Source organism: Streptomyces sp. NPDC017095 (genome assembly GCF_044332325.1).
In the GTDB taxonomy this organism is placed as follows: Bacteria; Actinomycetota; Actinomycetes; order Streptomycetales; family Streptomycetaceae; genus Streptomyces.
Genome location: NZ_JBIROU010000002.1, coordinates 171531 through 185507, shown reverse-complemented (window position 1 = coordinate 185507; position 13977 = coordinate 171531). Strand labels below are relative to the sequence as shown.

12 protein-coding genes are annotated in these 13977 nt (G+C 73.5%); 5 read left to right on the top strand and 7 right to left on the bottom strand.

Annotated elements, in window-relative coordinates:
- Positions 1 to 77: 77 nt before the first annotated feature.
- A complete protein-coding gene (gene era, locus ACH4OA_RS03835; RefSeq protein WP_365877276.1) occupies positions 78 to 1031 on the top strand; it encodes a GTPase Era in 954 nt (317 codons plus the stop codon).
- Between the two features lie 4 nt (positions 1032 to 1035).
- On the opposite strand, the gene ACH4OA_RS03830 is transcribed toward era, so the two are convergent.
- From ACH4OA_RS03830 to ACH4OA_RS03820, 3 genes are read right to left on the bottom strand one after another with little or no spacing between them, the layout of a single operon-like run.
- Positions 1036 to 2352 carry a GH1 family beta-glucosidase gene (locus tag ACH4OA_RS03830; RefSeq protein WP_397967492.1) on the bottom strand — a complete coding sequence of 439 codons (1317 nt, stop codon included), beginning with the start codon at positions 2350 to 2352 and terminating at the stop codon, positions 1036 to 1038.
- 57 nt (positions 2353 to 2409) lie between these two features.
- The gene (locus ACH4OA_RS03825) at positions 2410 to 2676 is read right to left on the bottom strand and encodes a protealysin inhibitor emfourin (protein WP_365877272.1); all 267 of its coding nucleotides are present in this window, start codon (positions 2674 to 2676) and stop codon (positions 2410 to 2412) included.
- A 21-nt stretch (positions 2677 to 2697) separates the two neighbouring features.
- A complete protein-coding gene (locus ACH4OA_RS03820) occupies positions 2698 to 3768 on the bottom strand; it encodes a M4 family metallopeptidase (protein WP_397967489.1) in 1071 nt (356 codons plus the stop codon).
- Positions 3769 to 4102: 334 nt separating this feature from the next.
- Between ACH4OA_RS03820 and leuA the strand changes: the two genes are divergently transcribed.
- The 4 genes from leuA (at position 4103) to ACH4OA_RS03800 (ending at position 8950) form a co-directional block, all read left to right on the top strand.
- The gene (leuA, locus tag ACH4OA_RS03815; protein WP_397942893.1) at positions 4103 to 5824 is read left to right on the top strand and encodes a 2-isopropylmalate synthase; all 1722 of its coding nucleotides are present in this window, start codon (positions 4103 to 4105) and stop codon (positions 5822 to 5824) included.
- A 185-nt stretch (positions 5825 to 6009) separates the two neighbouring features.
- Entirely contained in the window at positions 6010 to 6705 is a 696-nt protein-coding gene (locus ACH4OA_RS03810) for a TerB family tellurite resistance protein (RefSeq protein WP_365879971.1), read from the top strand.
- Positions 6706 to 6755: 50 nt separating this feature from the next.
- A complete protein-coding gene (locus tag ACH4OA_RS03805; RefSeq protein WP_397947642.1) occupies positions 6756 to 7940 on the top strand; it encodes an exo-alpha-sialidase in 1185 nt (394 codons plus the stop codon).
- Between the two features lie 89 nt (positions 7941 to 8029).
- Positions 8030 to 8950 (top strand): RNA polymerase sigma-70 factor, encoded by a 921-nt coding sequence (locus ACH4OA_RS03800; protein ID WP_397942896.1) that lies wholly within the window; start codon positions 8030 to 8032, stop codon positions 8948 to 8950.
- A gap of 147 nt (positions 8951 to 9097) precedes the next feature.
- Here ACH4OA_RS03800 and ACH4OA_RS03795 read toward each other — a convergent pair whose 3' ends face one another.
- Genes ACH4OA_RS03795 through ACH4OA_RS03780 form a run of 4 tightly spaced genes read right to left on the bottom strand, consistent with a single transcriptional unit; the run spans position 9098 to position 13973 of the window.
- Positions 9098 to 10045: a dihydrodipicolinate synthase family protein gene (locus tag ACH4OA_RS03795; protein ID WP_397942898.1), complete on the bottom strand. Its 948-nt coding sequence runs from the start codon at positions 10043 to 10045 to the stop codon at positions 9098 to 9100.
- Positions 10046 to 11050 (bottom strand): oligopeptide/dipeptide ABC transporter ATP-binding protein, encoded by a 1005-nt coding sequence (locus ACH4OA_RS03790; protein WP_397942900.1) that lies wholly within the window; start codon positions 11048 to 11050, stop codon positions 10046 to 10048.
- The gene (locus ACH4OA_RS03785; RefSeq protein ID WP_397967487.1) at positions 11047 to 13017 is read right to left on the bottom strand and encodes a dipeptide/oligopeptide/nickel ABC transporter permease/ATP-binding protein; all 1971 of its coding nucleotides are present in this window, start codon (positions 13015 to 13017) and stop codon (positions 11047 to 11049) included. The genes ACH4OA_RS03790 and ACH4OA_RS03785 overlap by 4 nt, the downstream gene beginning before the upstream one ends.
- On the bottom strand, positions 13017 to 13973 hold the full coding sequence (locus ACH4OA_RS03780; RefSeq protein WP_365879959.1) for an ABC transporter permease: 957 nt from the start codon (positions 13971 to 13973) through the stop codon (positions 13017 to 13019). Before ACH4OA_RS03780 ends, ACH4OA_RS03785 begins: the two co-directional genes overlap by 1 nt.
- Positions 13974 to 13977: the final 4 nt, after the last annotated feature.

Below are 13977 nucleotides of genomic sequence, written 5' to 3'. Positions count from 1 at the left end.
CCGCCGGGGCCGTCCGGCGGCGGCGGTACGGCCGCGGTGGTACGGCGCCGCTCCGTGGATCAGGGAGAATGGGCGGCATGAGCGTTCGTACCCAGACTTCCGAGCAGCCGGCCGAGACCGTCCACCGCGCCGGCTTCGCCTGCTTCGTGGGCCGCCCCAACGCGGGCAAGTCCACCCTCACGAACGCTCTGGTCGGGCAGAAGGTGGCGATCACCTCCAACCGCCCGCAGACCACCCGGCACACGGTCCGGGGCATCGTGCACCGGCCGGACGCGCAGCTGATCCTGGTCGACACCCCGGGTCTGCACAAGCCGCGCACGCTGCTCGGCGAGCGGCTCAACGACGTGGTCCGCACCACCTGGGCCGAGGTCGACGTGATCGGGTTCTGCCTGCCCGCCGACCAGAAGCTGGGCCCGGGCGACCGGTTCATCGCCAAGGAACTGGCCGGCATCAAGAAGACACCGAAGGTCGCGATCGTCACCAAGACCGACCTGGTGGACGGCAAGGCGCTGGCCGAGCAGCTGATCGCCGTCGACCAGCTCGGCAAGGAGCTGGGCTTCGAGTGGGCGGAGATCGTGCCGGTCTCGGCGGTCGGCGACCGGCAGGTCGACCTCCTCGCCGACCTGCTGATCCCCCTCCTGCCCGAGGGCCCCGCCCTCTACCCCGAGGGCGACCTGACCGACGAGCCCGAGCAGGTCATGGTGGCCGAGCTGATCCGCGAGGCCGCGCTGGAGGGTGTCCGGGACGAACTGCCGCACTCCATCGCGGTGGTCGTGGAGGAGATGCTGCCCCGCGAGGACCGCCCCGCCGACCGGCCGCTGCTGGACATCCACGCCAACGTCTACATCGAGCGCCCCAGCCAGAAGGGCATCATCATCGGCCCCAAGGGCAAGCGCCTGAAGGAGGTCGGCATCAAGTCCCGCAAGCAGATCGAGGCCCTGCTGGGCACGCCCGTCTTCCTCGACCTGCACGTGAAGGTGGCCAAGGACTGGCAGCGCGACCCCAAGCAGCTCCGCAAGCTGGGGTTCTGAGGCCTTACGCGCGCTGGGCCCGCAGCACGTCCCGGAACCAGTGGTACGAGGACTTCGGCGTGCGGCGCAGCGTCGCGTAGTCGACGTGCACCAGGCCGAAGCGGCGGGTGTAGCCCTCGGCCCATTCGAAGTTGTCCAGCAGGGACCACACGAAGTAGCCGCGGACGTCCACGCCCGCCGTCAGGGCGGTGTGCAGGGCGCGGAGGTGGGCGTCCAGGTAGGCGATCCGCTCCGGGTCGTCGACGCCCTCGTACGCGCAGCCGTTCTCGGTGATGACGACAGGCGGCAGCCGGTCGCCGTAGCGGTCGCGGAAGCCGGTGAGCAGGTCGGTCAGCCCCTCGGGGACCACCGGCCAGCCGGAGTCGGTCACCGGGCAGTCCTCGAACCCGCGCAGGGAGAAGGGGAGCCCCTCCGGAAGTGCCAGGCCGCCGTACTCGCCGCCGGCCGGGCCGGGAGCGCCCACCCGGGACGGCGCGTAGTAGTTGACGCCGTACCAGTCGACGGGCTCGGCGATGGTCCGCAGGTCCCCGGCCGCGCCCGGGGGCATCAGTTCGGCCAGGCCGTCCGGGTAGGCGCCGAGCAGGACCGGCTCGGCGAACAGCCGGTTGAGCAGGGTGTCGTACAGGTCCGCCGCCGCCACGTCGGCCGGGTCCCCGGACGCGGCCCGGACCGGCCCGTGGGAGTTGGCGATGCCGATGTCCGCGGCGCCGGCCGCGCGCAGCGCCCGGACCGCGAGGCCGTGCGCGAGGAGCTGGTGGTGGGCGGCCGGCAGCGCGTCGAAGAGCAGCCGGCGGCCGGGCGCGTGCACGCCGACCGCGTGGCCCAGCAACGTGTGTTCGGCGGGTTCGTTCAGGGTGATCCAGGTGCCCACCCGGTCGCCGAGCCGTTCGGCGACGACCGTCACGTGGTCGGCGAACCGGGCCGCCGTGTCCCGGTCCAGCCAGTCCAGCGAGGCAGGCAGGTCCCAGTGGAAGAGCGTGGGCACGGGCCGTACGCCCGCCGCGCACAACGCGTCCACCAGGCGGTCGTAGAAGTCCAGCCCGCCGGGCGAGTTCACCCGGGGCCAGGAGACGGAGAAGCGGTACGCGTCCACGCCGAGGCCGGCGAGGAGGGCCACGTCCTCGGCGTAGCGGTGGTAGTGGTCGCAGGCCACCGCCGCCGTCGAGCCGTCCCTCACCCGTCCCGGCCGGGCCGTGAACACGTCCCAGACGGACGGCTCCCGCTCCCCGGCCGCCCCCTCGATCTGGTGCGCCGAGGTCGACACACCCCACAGGAAGCCGGCCGGGAACCGGGGCAGCGCGGTGCCCGCGTCAGTCGCCATGGCCGGATCATCCGCACCCCGGGCAAGGGAAGTCAACGCCCTTGCCGGGAGCGGTCGTTACGCGCCTTCCTTCAGCACTCTCGACACCAGCTCCCGCTCGTCGTCGGTGAGCCGGGGATCGGCCGTGTACACCGTGCGGCCGTCCACCGTGATCTCGTAGCCGAAGCCGTCCGGGACGCCCGCCGGCGGGGTGCCCCGGCCGGTGGCGAGGACGCGTTCGGCGAGTGCCTGCCACTCCGGGGCGTCGGGCCGGTCCGAGGTGTCCACCTCGGCCCGGCGCTCGATGCCCGCGAAACCGCCCGTGCGCCGTACTCGAATTCGCATGGGTCCGTGTCTAGTACGGATTCACAGCGTCCGCACCCCCACCTCTTCCCACGCCTTCTGCACGGCCTGGAGTTCGCCCCCGGCGCCGTACCGCTCGCGCGCCGCCTTCACCGTCAGCGAGGCGAAGTCGGTGAACGAGGCGTCCTCCTTGAGGGCGCCGCCGGTGAGCACGTCGTACCAGATCTGCCCGGCCTTCTCCCAGGAGTGGCCGCCGAGGGCCGTGGCGGCCAGGTAGAAGGCGTGGTTCGGGATGCCGGAGTTGATGTGCACGCCGCCGTTGTCGCGGCCGGTGTGGACGTAGTCCTCCATCTTCGCCGGCTGCGGGTCCTTGCCGAGGACGTCGTCGTCGTACGCCGTGCCCGGGGCCTTCATCGAGCGCAGGGCCACGCCGGTGACACGCGGGGCCAGCAGGCCGGCGCCGATCAGCCAGTCGGCCTCGGCGGCGGTCTGGCCGAGGGTGTACTGCTTGATCAGCGAGCCGAAGACGTCGGACACCGACTCGTTCAGCGCGCCGGACTGGCCGTAGTACTCCAGGTTCGCGGTGTGCTGGGTGACGCCGTGGGTCAGTTCGTGGCCGATGACGTCGACCGGGAGGGTGAAGTCGAGGAAGATCTCGTTGTCCCCGTCGCCGAAGACCATCTGCTCGCCGTTCCAGAAGGCGTTGTCATAGTTCTCGCCGAAGTGCACGGTGGCGTCCAGCGGCAGCCCGTGGTCGTCGATGGAGTGCCGGCCGTACACCTTCAGATACAGCTCGAAGGTGGCGCCGAGGCCCGCGTAGGCGCGGTTGACGGTGGCGTCGGAGCCGGGCTCGGAGCCCTCCTCGCGGACCTTGGTGCCGGGCAGGTCCTCGGTGTGCCCGGCGTCGTAGATCGTGCGGTGCGGCTTGTCGGCGGGGGCGCCGGCGGGCGCCGCGGCGGGGGCCGCGCCGATCACCGTGGTCAGCCGGCGCTTGGTGCGCTGGTAGGAGTCGTGCTCCAGGGAGCGGCGGGCCGGGTGGGAGAGCGCGGGGTCGTCGTTGCGGGCGAGTCTGTCGAGGACGTGGGGCGGCACGATCGTGCAGAAGACGGGCTGGAAGCCCCCGTTGGCGGTCATATAGGAACCATTGCACTGCGTGATGCGAGTGTCACTACCTGCCACCATGATTGGTGAAATACCCGGACAGGGGTCGCAACGCTGGGTCACGATGTGCTAGGGAGATGTGGGCCCGCACACTTTTTGTCCCGATGTGTCACACGGTCCCGCATACTGGGACAGGCCCGCGCACCCGGAACGGCTCGGCTAGGCTGCGGAGCATCATGCGTTTCTGGCTGCTTCTTCTTAGCTGCCGCGGCGAGGGCCTGTAGTCGAGGCCGACTCCCTCCCCGCGGAGCTTGGCGTTGCGTCGTCGGCCGCCCACTCGGAGACATCCAGAGGAGCCCACGCCATCATGGCCAACCGCCAGCAGCCCAGCCCCATGCCGATCCACAAGTACGGCCGCTACGAGCAGGTCGACATCCCGGACCGCACCTGGCCGGACCGGCGGATCACCGCCGCGCCCCGCTGGCTCTCCACCGATCTGCGCGACGGCAACCAGTCGCTGATCGACCCGATGTCGCCCGAGCGCAAGCGCCGGATGTTCGACCAGCTCGTGAAGATGGGCTACAAGGAGATCGAGGTCGGCTTCCCCGCCTCCGGCCAGACCGACTTCGACTTCGTGCGCTCGATCATCGAGGAAGAGGGCGCGATCCCGGACGACGTCACGATCTCCGTGCTGACCCAGGCCCGCGAGGACCTGATCGAGCGCACGGTGGAGTCGCTGAAGGGCGCCCGGCGCGCCACCGTCCACCTGTACAACGCCACCGCGCCGGTCTTCCGCCGGGTCGTCTTCCGCGGCTCCCGGGACGACATCCGGCAGATCGCCGTCGACGGCACCCGCCTGGTGGTGGAGTACGCCGAGAAACTGCTGGGCCCCGAGACCGAGTTCGGCTACCAGTACAGCCCGGAGATCTTCACCGACACCGAGCTGGACTTCGCCCTGGAGGTCTGCGAGGCGGTCATGGACGTCTGGCAGCCCGGTCCGGGCCGCGAGATCATCCTCAACCTGCCCGCCACCGTGGAGCGTTCCACGCCGTCCACGCACGCGGACCGCTTCGAGTGGATGCACCGCAACCTCTCCCGCCGCGAACACGTCTGCCTGTCCGTCCACCCGCACAACGACCGCGGTACGGCCGTGGCGGCGGCCGAGCTGGCGCTGATGGCCGGCGCCGACCGCGTCGAGGGCTGCCTGTTCGGCCAGGGCGAGCGCACCGGCAACGTCGACCTGGTCACCCTGGGCATGAACCTGTTCTCGCAGGGCGTCGACCCGCAGATCGACTTCTCCGACATCGACGAGATCCGTCGCACGTGGGAGTACTGCAACCAGATGGAGGTCCACCCGCGCCACCCGTACGTGGGCGATCTGGTCTACACGTCCTTCTCCGGCTCCCACCAGGACGCCATCAAGAAGGGCTTCGACGCCATGGAGGCCGACGCGGAGGCCAGGGGCGTCACGGTCGACGACATCGAGTGGGCGGTGCCGTACCTGCCGATCGACCCCAAGGACGTCGGCCGCTCCTACGAGGCCGTCATCCGCGTCAACTCCCAGTCCGGCAAGGGCGGTGTGTCGTACGTCCTGAAGAACGACCACAAGCTGGACCTGCCGCGCCGGATGCAGATCGAGTTCTCCCGGATCATCCAGGCGAAGACCGACGCCGAGGGCGGCGAGATCACGCCGAAGGAGATCTGGGCGGTCTTCCAGGACGAGTACCTGCCGAACCCGGCCAACCCCTGGGGCCGTGTCCAGGTCAAGACCGGCCAGTCGACCACGGACACCGACGGCGTCGACACCCTGACCGTGGAGGCCACCGTCGACGGCGAGGACACCGTCCTGACCGGTTCCGGCAACGGTCCGATCTCGGCCTTCTTCGACGCCCTCCAGGGCCTGGGCATCGACGTACGCCTGCTGGACTACCAGGAGCACACGATGAGCGAGGGCGCCTCCGCGCAGGCCGCCTCCTACATCGAATGCGCGATCGACGGCAAGGTCCTGTGGGGGATCGGCATCGACGCGAACACGACGCGTGCGTCGCTGAAGGCGGTCGTCTCCGCCGTCAACCGCGCCGCCCGCTGACCCCGCCCGACCAGCACTTTCGCCGCCCTGACCGCCGCATACGGCGGTCAGGGCGGCGTCGTATACCGGCCATCGCGCCCCTCAGGTCACGGAAAGGTCTCCTCCGGGGTACTGACTCCGGCTCGGTGATGTGGCTAACATCACGCCAGCGCGGCGATGCTGCCGCGCGGTTACGGAGGTGCGACGTGCTGCCAGTACGGGGACGAGACGACCGTGCCACCAGGGCTGCGCGCTTCCTGGGCACCCGCACCGCGTGGACACCCGTCGGCGACGGCGAGTTCTTCTGCCCCGGCTGCGGCGGCGACCGCAACTACCAGCGGCTCACCGGCCGCCGCCGGCTCACCCTGCTCGGCGTGCCCCTGCTGCCGCGCGGCGCCACCGGACCGGTCGTGGAGTGCGCCGCCTGCGGACAGCACTTCGCCACCGACGTCCTGGACCACCCCACCACCCGCCGCTTCTCCGCGATGCTCCGCGACGCCGTGCACACCGTCGCCCTCGCCGTGCTCGCCGCGGGCGGCACCGGCTCCCGTACGGTGCTGGAGACGGCCGCCGGCACGGTCCGCGCGGCCGGCTTCGCCGACTGCACCGAGGAGCAGCTCGCCGCGCTGGTCGAGGCCCTCGCCGCCGACACCGGCCGGTACTTCGAGCAGCCCTGCGGTGCCGGGCTGACCATAGAGCTGCACGAGGCCCTGGACCCGCTCGCCCCGCACCTGGCCCGGGCCGGCCGCGAGTCCCTGCTGCTCCAGGGCGCCCGCATCGCTCTCGCCGACGGCCCCTACACGCCCGCCGAACGCGACGCCCTCGCCACCGTCGGCGCGGCCCTCACCCTCTGCGCCGACGACGTCACGCGGCTGCTGGCCGCGGCCCGGACGCCGTCCTGATCACCCGGACGGAGTAAGAGCGGCCCCCTCGGGGTGGGGAGCATCAGGGCGTGACCCCGCGCAGCCGCTCCCTCCTGACCAGCCTGGCACTCCTCGGCTCCCTCACCGCCGTCCGGCAGCCCGCGCACGCGGCGCCCGCCGACTGCGGTTCCTCGGTGCCGTACGTCTCCGGACAGGGCGGCTACGCCGTCTACCGCATCCCGGCCGTGGTGAGAACCGCCCGCGGTGCCGTCCTGGCCTTCGCCGAGGGCCGGCGCGGCGGGGCCGGGGACAGCGGCGCCATCGACGTCGTCCTGCGCCGCTCCACCGACGGCGGCTGCACCTGGGGCCCGCTCACCGTGGTCAGCGCCGGACGCGGCGACACCCGCGGCAACCCGGCACCCGTGGCCGACCCGCGCACCGGCGCCGTGACCTTGGTGACCTGCGGCAACGCCGGAGACGTGACGGAGGCGCAGATCATGCGCGGCGAGGTGGCGCCGGGGCGGGGCCGCCGGGTGTACGTGCAGCACAGCTGGGACGACGGCCGGCACTTCAGCGCCCCCCGGGACATCACGGCCCGGGTGACCCGGCCGGGCTGGCGCTGGTACGCCACCGGTCCCGGCCACGCCGTCGCGCTCACCCGGGGCCCGCACCGGGGCCGGCTGCTGGTCCCCGCCGACCACTCCGCGGCCCCGCCCGCCGGCTCGCCCGACACCGGGCAGGAGGCCAGGTACTACGGCGCCCACGCCCTCTACAGCGACGACCTCGGCCTGACCTGGCACCTGGGCTTCGTGGACGACGGGTACGACGGGGTGGCCAACGCCAACGAGACCAGCGCCGCCCAGCTCCCCGACGGCCGCCTCTACCTCTCCGCCCGCGACCAGAACGGCACCGCGCCCGGCAACCGGCTCGACACCTACTCCGGTGACGGCGGCCGCACCCTGGACCGGCCCTTCGCCGCCCAGCCCGCCCTGGACGCCGTCCCCGTGGTCCAGGGCAGCGTCCTGCAACCGCGCGGCCGGGACGCGCCCCTGCTGTTCTCCGGGCCCTCCGTGCCGTCCGCCCGCCGCGCCCTCGCACTGTGGGCCAGCACGGACGCCGGCCGCACCTTCACCCGGGTCCGCACCCTCAGCGACCGCCCGGCCGCCTACTCCGACCTCGTCCAGCTCGCCCGCGGCCGGGTGGGCGTGCTCTACGAGACCGGCGTCCACGGCCCGTACGAGTCCCTGGAGTTCCGCCGCCTCCCGGCCATCTGAGCAGCACCGGAGCGGCGGCCGTCCCGTCCGGTCGTGCGGATGCCCGGGCCGGCGCCGAGGAGGTGTGCGGGAGGGGGGATGATGTCCCGGTGGACAGGACCGGGGAATTCGAGGAGCTGCGGCCCCTGCTGTTCTCGATCGCCTACCGGATCCTCGGCAGCGTCGCCGAGGCCGAGGACGCCGTCCAGGAGACCTGGCTGCGGTTCTCCGCCTCGCCGGTCCGGCCAAGGTCGGCCAGGGCGTTCCTGTCGGCCACGGTGACCCGGCTCTCCATCGACGTCCTGCGCTCGGCCCGGGTCCGCCGGGAGGCGTACGCCGGGCCCTGGTTCCCCGAGCCGCTGCTCGCCGACCCCTACGAGGACCCGGAGCGGTCGGCGGAGCTGGCCGACTCGGTGTCGATGGCGGCCCTGCTGCTGCTCGAACGGCTCAGCCCGCTGGAGCGGGCGGTGTTCGTGCTGCGGGAGGTGTTCGACTTCGGCTTCCCGGAGATCGCCTCGGCGGTGGACCGTTCGGAGGCGGCCTGCCGTCAGCTCGTGGTGCGGGCGCGGCGCCACATGGCCGAGGACCGGCCCCGTTTCGCGGCGGACCGCACCGAGCGGGAGCGGCTGGCGTCCCGGTTCTTCGACGCCCTGCGCGAGGGCGATGTCGGCGGGCTGCGGGACCTGCTGGCCGCCGACGTGTCGATGACCGGCGACGGCGGCGGCAAGGCGCCCCGGCTGGCCCGGGCGGTCCAGGGCGCCGGGAACGTGGCCCGGCTGCTCGGCTCCGTCTTCCCGGCGCTGGCCCGGGCCGGGGTGGTGTGCGAGCCCTGCGAGGTCAACGCCGGGCCGGGCGCGGTCTTCCGGGACCACGAGGGCAGGGTGCTGAACGCCCTGGCCCTCGACGTGCTCGACGGGCGCGTCCAGACGATCCGGCTCGTGGTCAACCCCGACAAGCTGGGCCACCTCGGCCCGGTGGCGGACGCCTGGGCGGTCCACCGCGCGCTGCGGGCCGACCGCGCCCGGCGGTGACGGCCCTCCTCGCCCGAAGCCCGAAGCCCGAAGCCGTCGCGAGGCGGCTCCCGGCGGACACGACCGCCGTCAGGGCCGGAGGCACTCGGCGGTCCCCGGCCGGACGAGCGCGCGAGACCGGCACCGCCACAGGCTCGGCCGTGACCGTCAGCGCCGGGACCCGTCGAGAGCGAGCAGTCCGGCCGCCTCCAGGAACCTGCCCACCCGCTCGACCTCCTCGCCGGACAGCGGGACCTGCGGCTCGGCGGTCACCGGGCAGTCGATGACACCGCGCAGGTGCAGCGCCGCCTTGAACGCGCCCAGCGCCGCCGAGCTGCCGCCCATCCGCGCCGGATCGCCCGCACCGGTCATCCCGAACAGGGCGCACAGCCGCTCCTGTTCGGCCCGCGCGCCCGCCCAGTCGCCCGCCCGGCACTGCCGGTACAGGCGCACGTACCCGTGCGGGTCGACGTTGGCCAGACCCGGCACCGCCCCGTCCGCGCCCAGCGCCAGCGCCGCGTCGGTGATCAGCTCGCCGCCGGTCAGCACGCTGAACCCGGGCCGGGCGCGGGCACCCGTGACGATCTCCCGGAAGGCCGCCAGGTCGCCGCTGGAGTCCTTCACCCCGGCCAGCACGCCGTCCCCGGCGAGCCCCAGCACCAGGTCCGCCGGCAGCTTGGTGTGCACCGCGACCGGGATGTCGTAGGCGAGCACCGGGACCGGGCTGGCGGCGGCGATCCGGCGGTAGTGGCGCTCGATCTCCGCCGGGTGGGTACGGGCGTAGAACGGCGCGGTGACGACGACGGCCCCCGCGCCCGCCGCCGTGACCGCCGAGACGTGCTCCAGGACGCGCGGGGTGGTCATGTCGATGGCGCCCGCGAGGACGGGCAGCTGACCGCCCACGTGCGCGGTGACGGCCGCCACCACCTGCCGGCGCTGGGCGTCCGTCAGGAAGGCCGCCTCCGAGGTCGAGCCGAGCAGGAACAGCCCGTGCACCCCGGCCTCCACCAGGAAGCCGGCCAGCCGCAGCAGCGAGGCCACGTCCACCTCGCCTTCCGGTGTCAGGGGCGTGCAGACGGGCGGGACGACACCGGTGAGCGGGGTGGCAGAGGTCATTCAGGGCTCCTGGCGCGCTAGGTCTCGGGTCGGCGTGTCCTCCTCCACAGGATGGTGACACCGGTAGCGGTGTCCGGGGTGTGACGCGGCCGAGAAGTCCGGCATCACCCGGGCGCACACCTCGTCGGCCTTCCAGCAGCGGGTGCGGAACGGGCAGCCGCTCGGCGGGCGGGTCGCCGAGGGCACCGGACCGGTCAGCGGGATCGGCTCGACCGGGTCCAGCAGTCCGGGCGTGGCAGAGAACAGGGCGCGGGTGTACGGGTGCCGGGCGGCGTCGGTGACCCGGCCGGCCGGGGCCTCCTCCACGATCCGGCCCAGGTACATGGTGATCACCCGGTCGCTCATCCGCCGTACCGTCTGGATGTCGTGCGAGACGAACACCAGGGCCAGCCCCAGGCGTTCCTTCAGGTCCAGCAGCAGGTTGAGGATCTGCGCGCGGACCGAGACGTCCAGGGCGCTGGTCGGCTCGTCGGCGACGACCAGGGCCGGGTCCAGGGCGAGCGCGCGGGCGATGGCGACCCGCTGCCGCTGTCCGCCGGAGAGCTGTCCGGGCAGCGCGTCGGCGAGCGCCCGGTCCAGACCCACCAGGGCCATCAGCTCCCGTACCCGCTCCTCCCGCCCGGCCCGGGTGCCGCGGCGGTGGACGTCCAGCGGGTCGCGCAGGATGCGGCGGACCGTCAGCCGGCGGTTCAGCGCGGTCGACGGGTCCTGGAAGATCATGCCGGTGCCCGCGCCCACCACGGACCGGCGTTCGGCGGCCGGCATCGTCCACAGGTCCCGGCCGCCGAACGCCACCGTCCCGGACACCGGCCGCTCCACGCCCACCAGCACCTTGGCCAGCGTCGACTTCCCGCACCCCGACTCGCCGACCACGCCGACCGTCTCGCCGGCCGCCACCGTGAGGCCGGCGCCGGTCAGGGCGTACACCCGGTCCCGCCGGAACAGGCCGCCGCCGCGCGCCCGGTGGACGACGTGCGCGTCCCGCACCTCCACGACAGCGGTCACTGCAGGGCCTCCTCGCTCTCGGCGGACGTCGGCTCCACCGCCGGGTGGTGGCAGGCGGCCGTGTGCGCGGGCGTGCCCGTGAGCACCGGCACGGTCCGGTGGCACACCTCGGTGGCCAGCGGGCAGCGGTCGGCGAACCGGCAGCCCGCCGGGAAGCCGGCCGGGGCCGGTACGACGCCCTGGATCTGCGTCAGCCGCTCCGCCGCCGACTCCAGGGAGAGCACGCTGCCCAGCAGCCCGCGCGTGTAGTGGTGGGCCGGCGCGGCCACCAGGTCGGCGGTCACCCCGCTCTCCACGATCCGCCCGCCGTACATCACCGCCACCCGGTCGGTGACGTCGGCGACCAGCGCCAGGTCGTGCGAGACGAGGACCAGCGCGAAGCCCAGTTCGGCGCGCAGCCCGAGCAGCAGCTCCATGATCTGGGCCTGCACGGTGACGTCCAGGGCGGTGGTCGGCTCGTCGGCGATGATCAGCCTCGGCTCGCGGGAGAGGGCCATCGCGATGAGGACCCGCTGGCGCTGCCCGCCGGACAGCTCGTGCGGGTAGCTGCGCAGGGTGCGCTCCGGTTCGAGCCCGACCAGCGACAGCAGCTCCCCGGGGCTGCGGCGGCCGCCGCGCCGGACGAGCTGCCGCAGCTGGGCGCGGATGGTCATGGCGGGGTTCAGCGAGGACAGGGCGTCCTGGTAGACCATGGCCATCTCGTGGCCGAGCAGCCGCCGCCGGACCCGGGCCGGCTCGGTGAGCAGGTCCCGCTGCCGGAACCGCACCCGCCCGCTGATCCGGGCGCCCCTCGGGGCCAGGCCCATGACCGTGAGCGCGGTCAGCGACTTGCCGCAGCCCGACTCGCCGACCAGGCCGAGCACTTCCCCGGGGTACACCTCGAAGCCGACGCCGGCCACGATGTCCACGCCCCGGTGCCGGTCCGGGAAGCCGATGGCGAGGTCCTCCACGGCGAGCACCGGCTGCCCGCTCCGGTCGGGTTGCGGCCGGGCCCGGGCGCGCAGCCGCCGGGCGGCCTCGGCGAGGCCGGGCAGCCGCAGTACCCCGCCGGTGCCGGGTCCGGGCGTCCCCGGTGCCTCCCGCGCCGCCGGCACCTCCCGCGGCGCGGGCGCGGCCCACGCGTCCGACACGCCCTCGGAGAGGATGTTCAGCGCCAGCACGGTGCACAGGATCAGCAGCCCGGGGAAGACGGTCGCCCACCAGCCGCCGGTCAGCACCATGTTCCGGCCGTCGGCGATGACGCTGCCCCAGGACGGGTCCGGCGGCCGCACGCCCGCGCCGATGAAGGACAGCGACGCCTCGAAGACGATCGCCTCGGCGACCTGGACCGTGCAGAACACCAGGACGGGCGCGGCGCAGTTGACGGCCACGTGCCGCAGCACGATGTGCGGGGTGCGGGCGCCGATCACGCGCTCCGCGGTGACGTAGTCCTCGCCGTACTGCTCCAGCACGTTCGCCCGCACCACCCGGGCCACCGGGGGCGTGAACAGGAAGGCGATCGCACAGATCAGCACAGTGATGCCGCCGCCGAACACGGCCACCAGCACGGCCGCGAGCGCGATGCCCGGGAACGCCATCACCACGTCCAGGCAGCGCATCAGCGTCTCGTCGACGGCCTTGCGGGAGGTCGCGGCGACGGCCCCGAGCAGGGCCCCGGCGACGAGCGCGAGCGCGGTCGCGCCCAGCCCGATGGCGAGCGACCAGCGGGCGCCGTACAGCAGCCGGCTCAGGATGTCCCGGCCGAGGCTGTCCTGGCCCATCCAGTGCGCGGCGGACGGCGCCCCGGTCCCGCCGGCCGGGTCCTGCTGGTCCAGCGGGTCGTCCGGGGCCAGCAGCGGGGCGAGGACGGCGACCAGGACGACCACGGCCAGGAAGCAGACGGCGGCCCTGGACGGCAGCGGCAGCCGGCCGCGCGGCCGGACCCTGGGCCGCGACAGCCGTTCGGCGAGGCGCGCGCGTGTGACCATCAGCCCGCCCTCAGTCGTGGGTTGACCAGCAGGTACAGGATGTCGATGACGAGGTTGACGACGACGAACCCGGTCGCGGTGGTCAGCACGACGCCCTGGACCACCGCCGGGTCGCCGTTCTGCACGGCGTCGATCATCAGCTTGCCCATGCCGGGCAGCGCGAAGATCGTCTCGATGACGACGGCGCCGCCGAGCAGATAGCCGACCCGCAGCCCGAGCACGGTCAGCGGGTTGACCAGGGCGTTGCGCAGCACGTTCCGGCCGACGACGACCCGGGGCGGCAGCCCGCTCCCGATGGCCGTGCGGACGTAGTCCTTGTCCAGTTCCTCCACCACCGAGGTGCGCACGATCCGGGTGAGCTGGGCGGCGACCGGCAGGGACAGGGCGGCGGCGGGCAGGGCCATGGTGCGCAGCCAGCCGGTGACCGAGTCGGCCGGGTTGACGTAGCCGCCGGTCGGGAACCAGCCCCGGTCCACGGCCAGGTACTGGATCATCAGCAGCGCCAGCCAGAACCCGGGCGCGGCCACCCCGACCAGCGACACCACCCGGATGACCTGGTCCGGCAGCCGGTCCCGGTACACCGCCGCCGTCACCCCGCCGGCCAGCGCCAGCACCACCGCGAGGGCGAGGCCGAGGAAGGTCAGCTGGAGGGTGAGCGGCAGCGCGGTGGTGACCTGTCCGGCCACCGGGGCACGGGTCAGGGCGCTGGTGCCGAGGTCGCCGTGGAGCAGGTCGCCGACGAAGTGGACGTAGCGCACGGGCAGCGGGTCCAGCAGCCCGTTGCGCGCGCGGAAGTCGTGGAGCTGCCCGGGGGTCGGGTTGGCGCCCTGGAAGAACGCGGACGCCGGGTCGACGCGGGAGAACCGCATCACCAGGAACACGAACAGCACGATGCCGAGGAGCAGCGGCACGAGCAGGGCGATCCGGCGCAGCAGGATCCGTACGACGGCCGTCATGCCG

Excerpts from the sequence above, each read along its gene's own strand:
- ACH4OA_RS03820 (WP_397967489.1), bottom strand. The coding sequence starts at position 3,768 with ATGACCGCCAACGGGGGCTTCCAGCCCGTCTTCTGCACGATCGTGCCG.
- ACH4OA_RS03830 (WP_397967492.1), bottom strand. The coding sequence starts at position 2,352 with ATGGCGACTGACGCGGGCACCGCGCTGCCCCGGTTCCCGGCCGGCTTC.
- ACH4OA_RS03795 (WP_397942898.1), bottom strand. The coding sequence starts at position 10,045 with ATGACCTCTGCCACCCCGCTCACCGGTGTCGTCCCGCCCGTCTGCACG.
- era (WP_365877276.1), top strand. The coding sequence starts at position 78 with ATGAGCGTTCGTACCCAGACTTCCGAGCAGCCGGCCGAGACCGTCCAC.
- leuA (WP_397942893.1), top strand. The coding sequence starts at position 4,103 with ATGGCCAACCGCCAGCAGCCCAGCCCCATGCCGATCCACAAGTACGGC.
- ACH4OA_RS03780 (WP_365879959.1), bottom strand. The coding sequence starts at position 13,973 with ATGACGGCCGTCGTACGGATCCTGCTGCGCCGGATCGCCCTGCTCGTG.
- ACH4OA_RS03825 (WP_365877272.1), bottom strand. The coding sequence starts at position 2,676 with ATGCGAATTCGAGTACGGCGCACGGGCGGTTTCGCGGGCATCGAGCGC.
- ACH4OA_RS03785 (WP_397967487.1), bottom strand. The coding sequence starts at position 13,017 with ATGGTCACACGCGCGCGCCTCGCCGAACGGCTGTCGCGGCCCAGGGTC.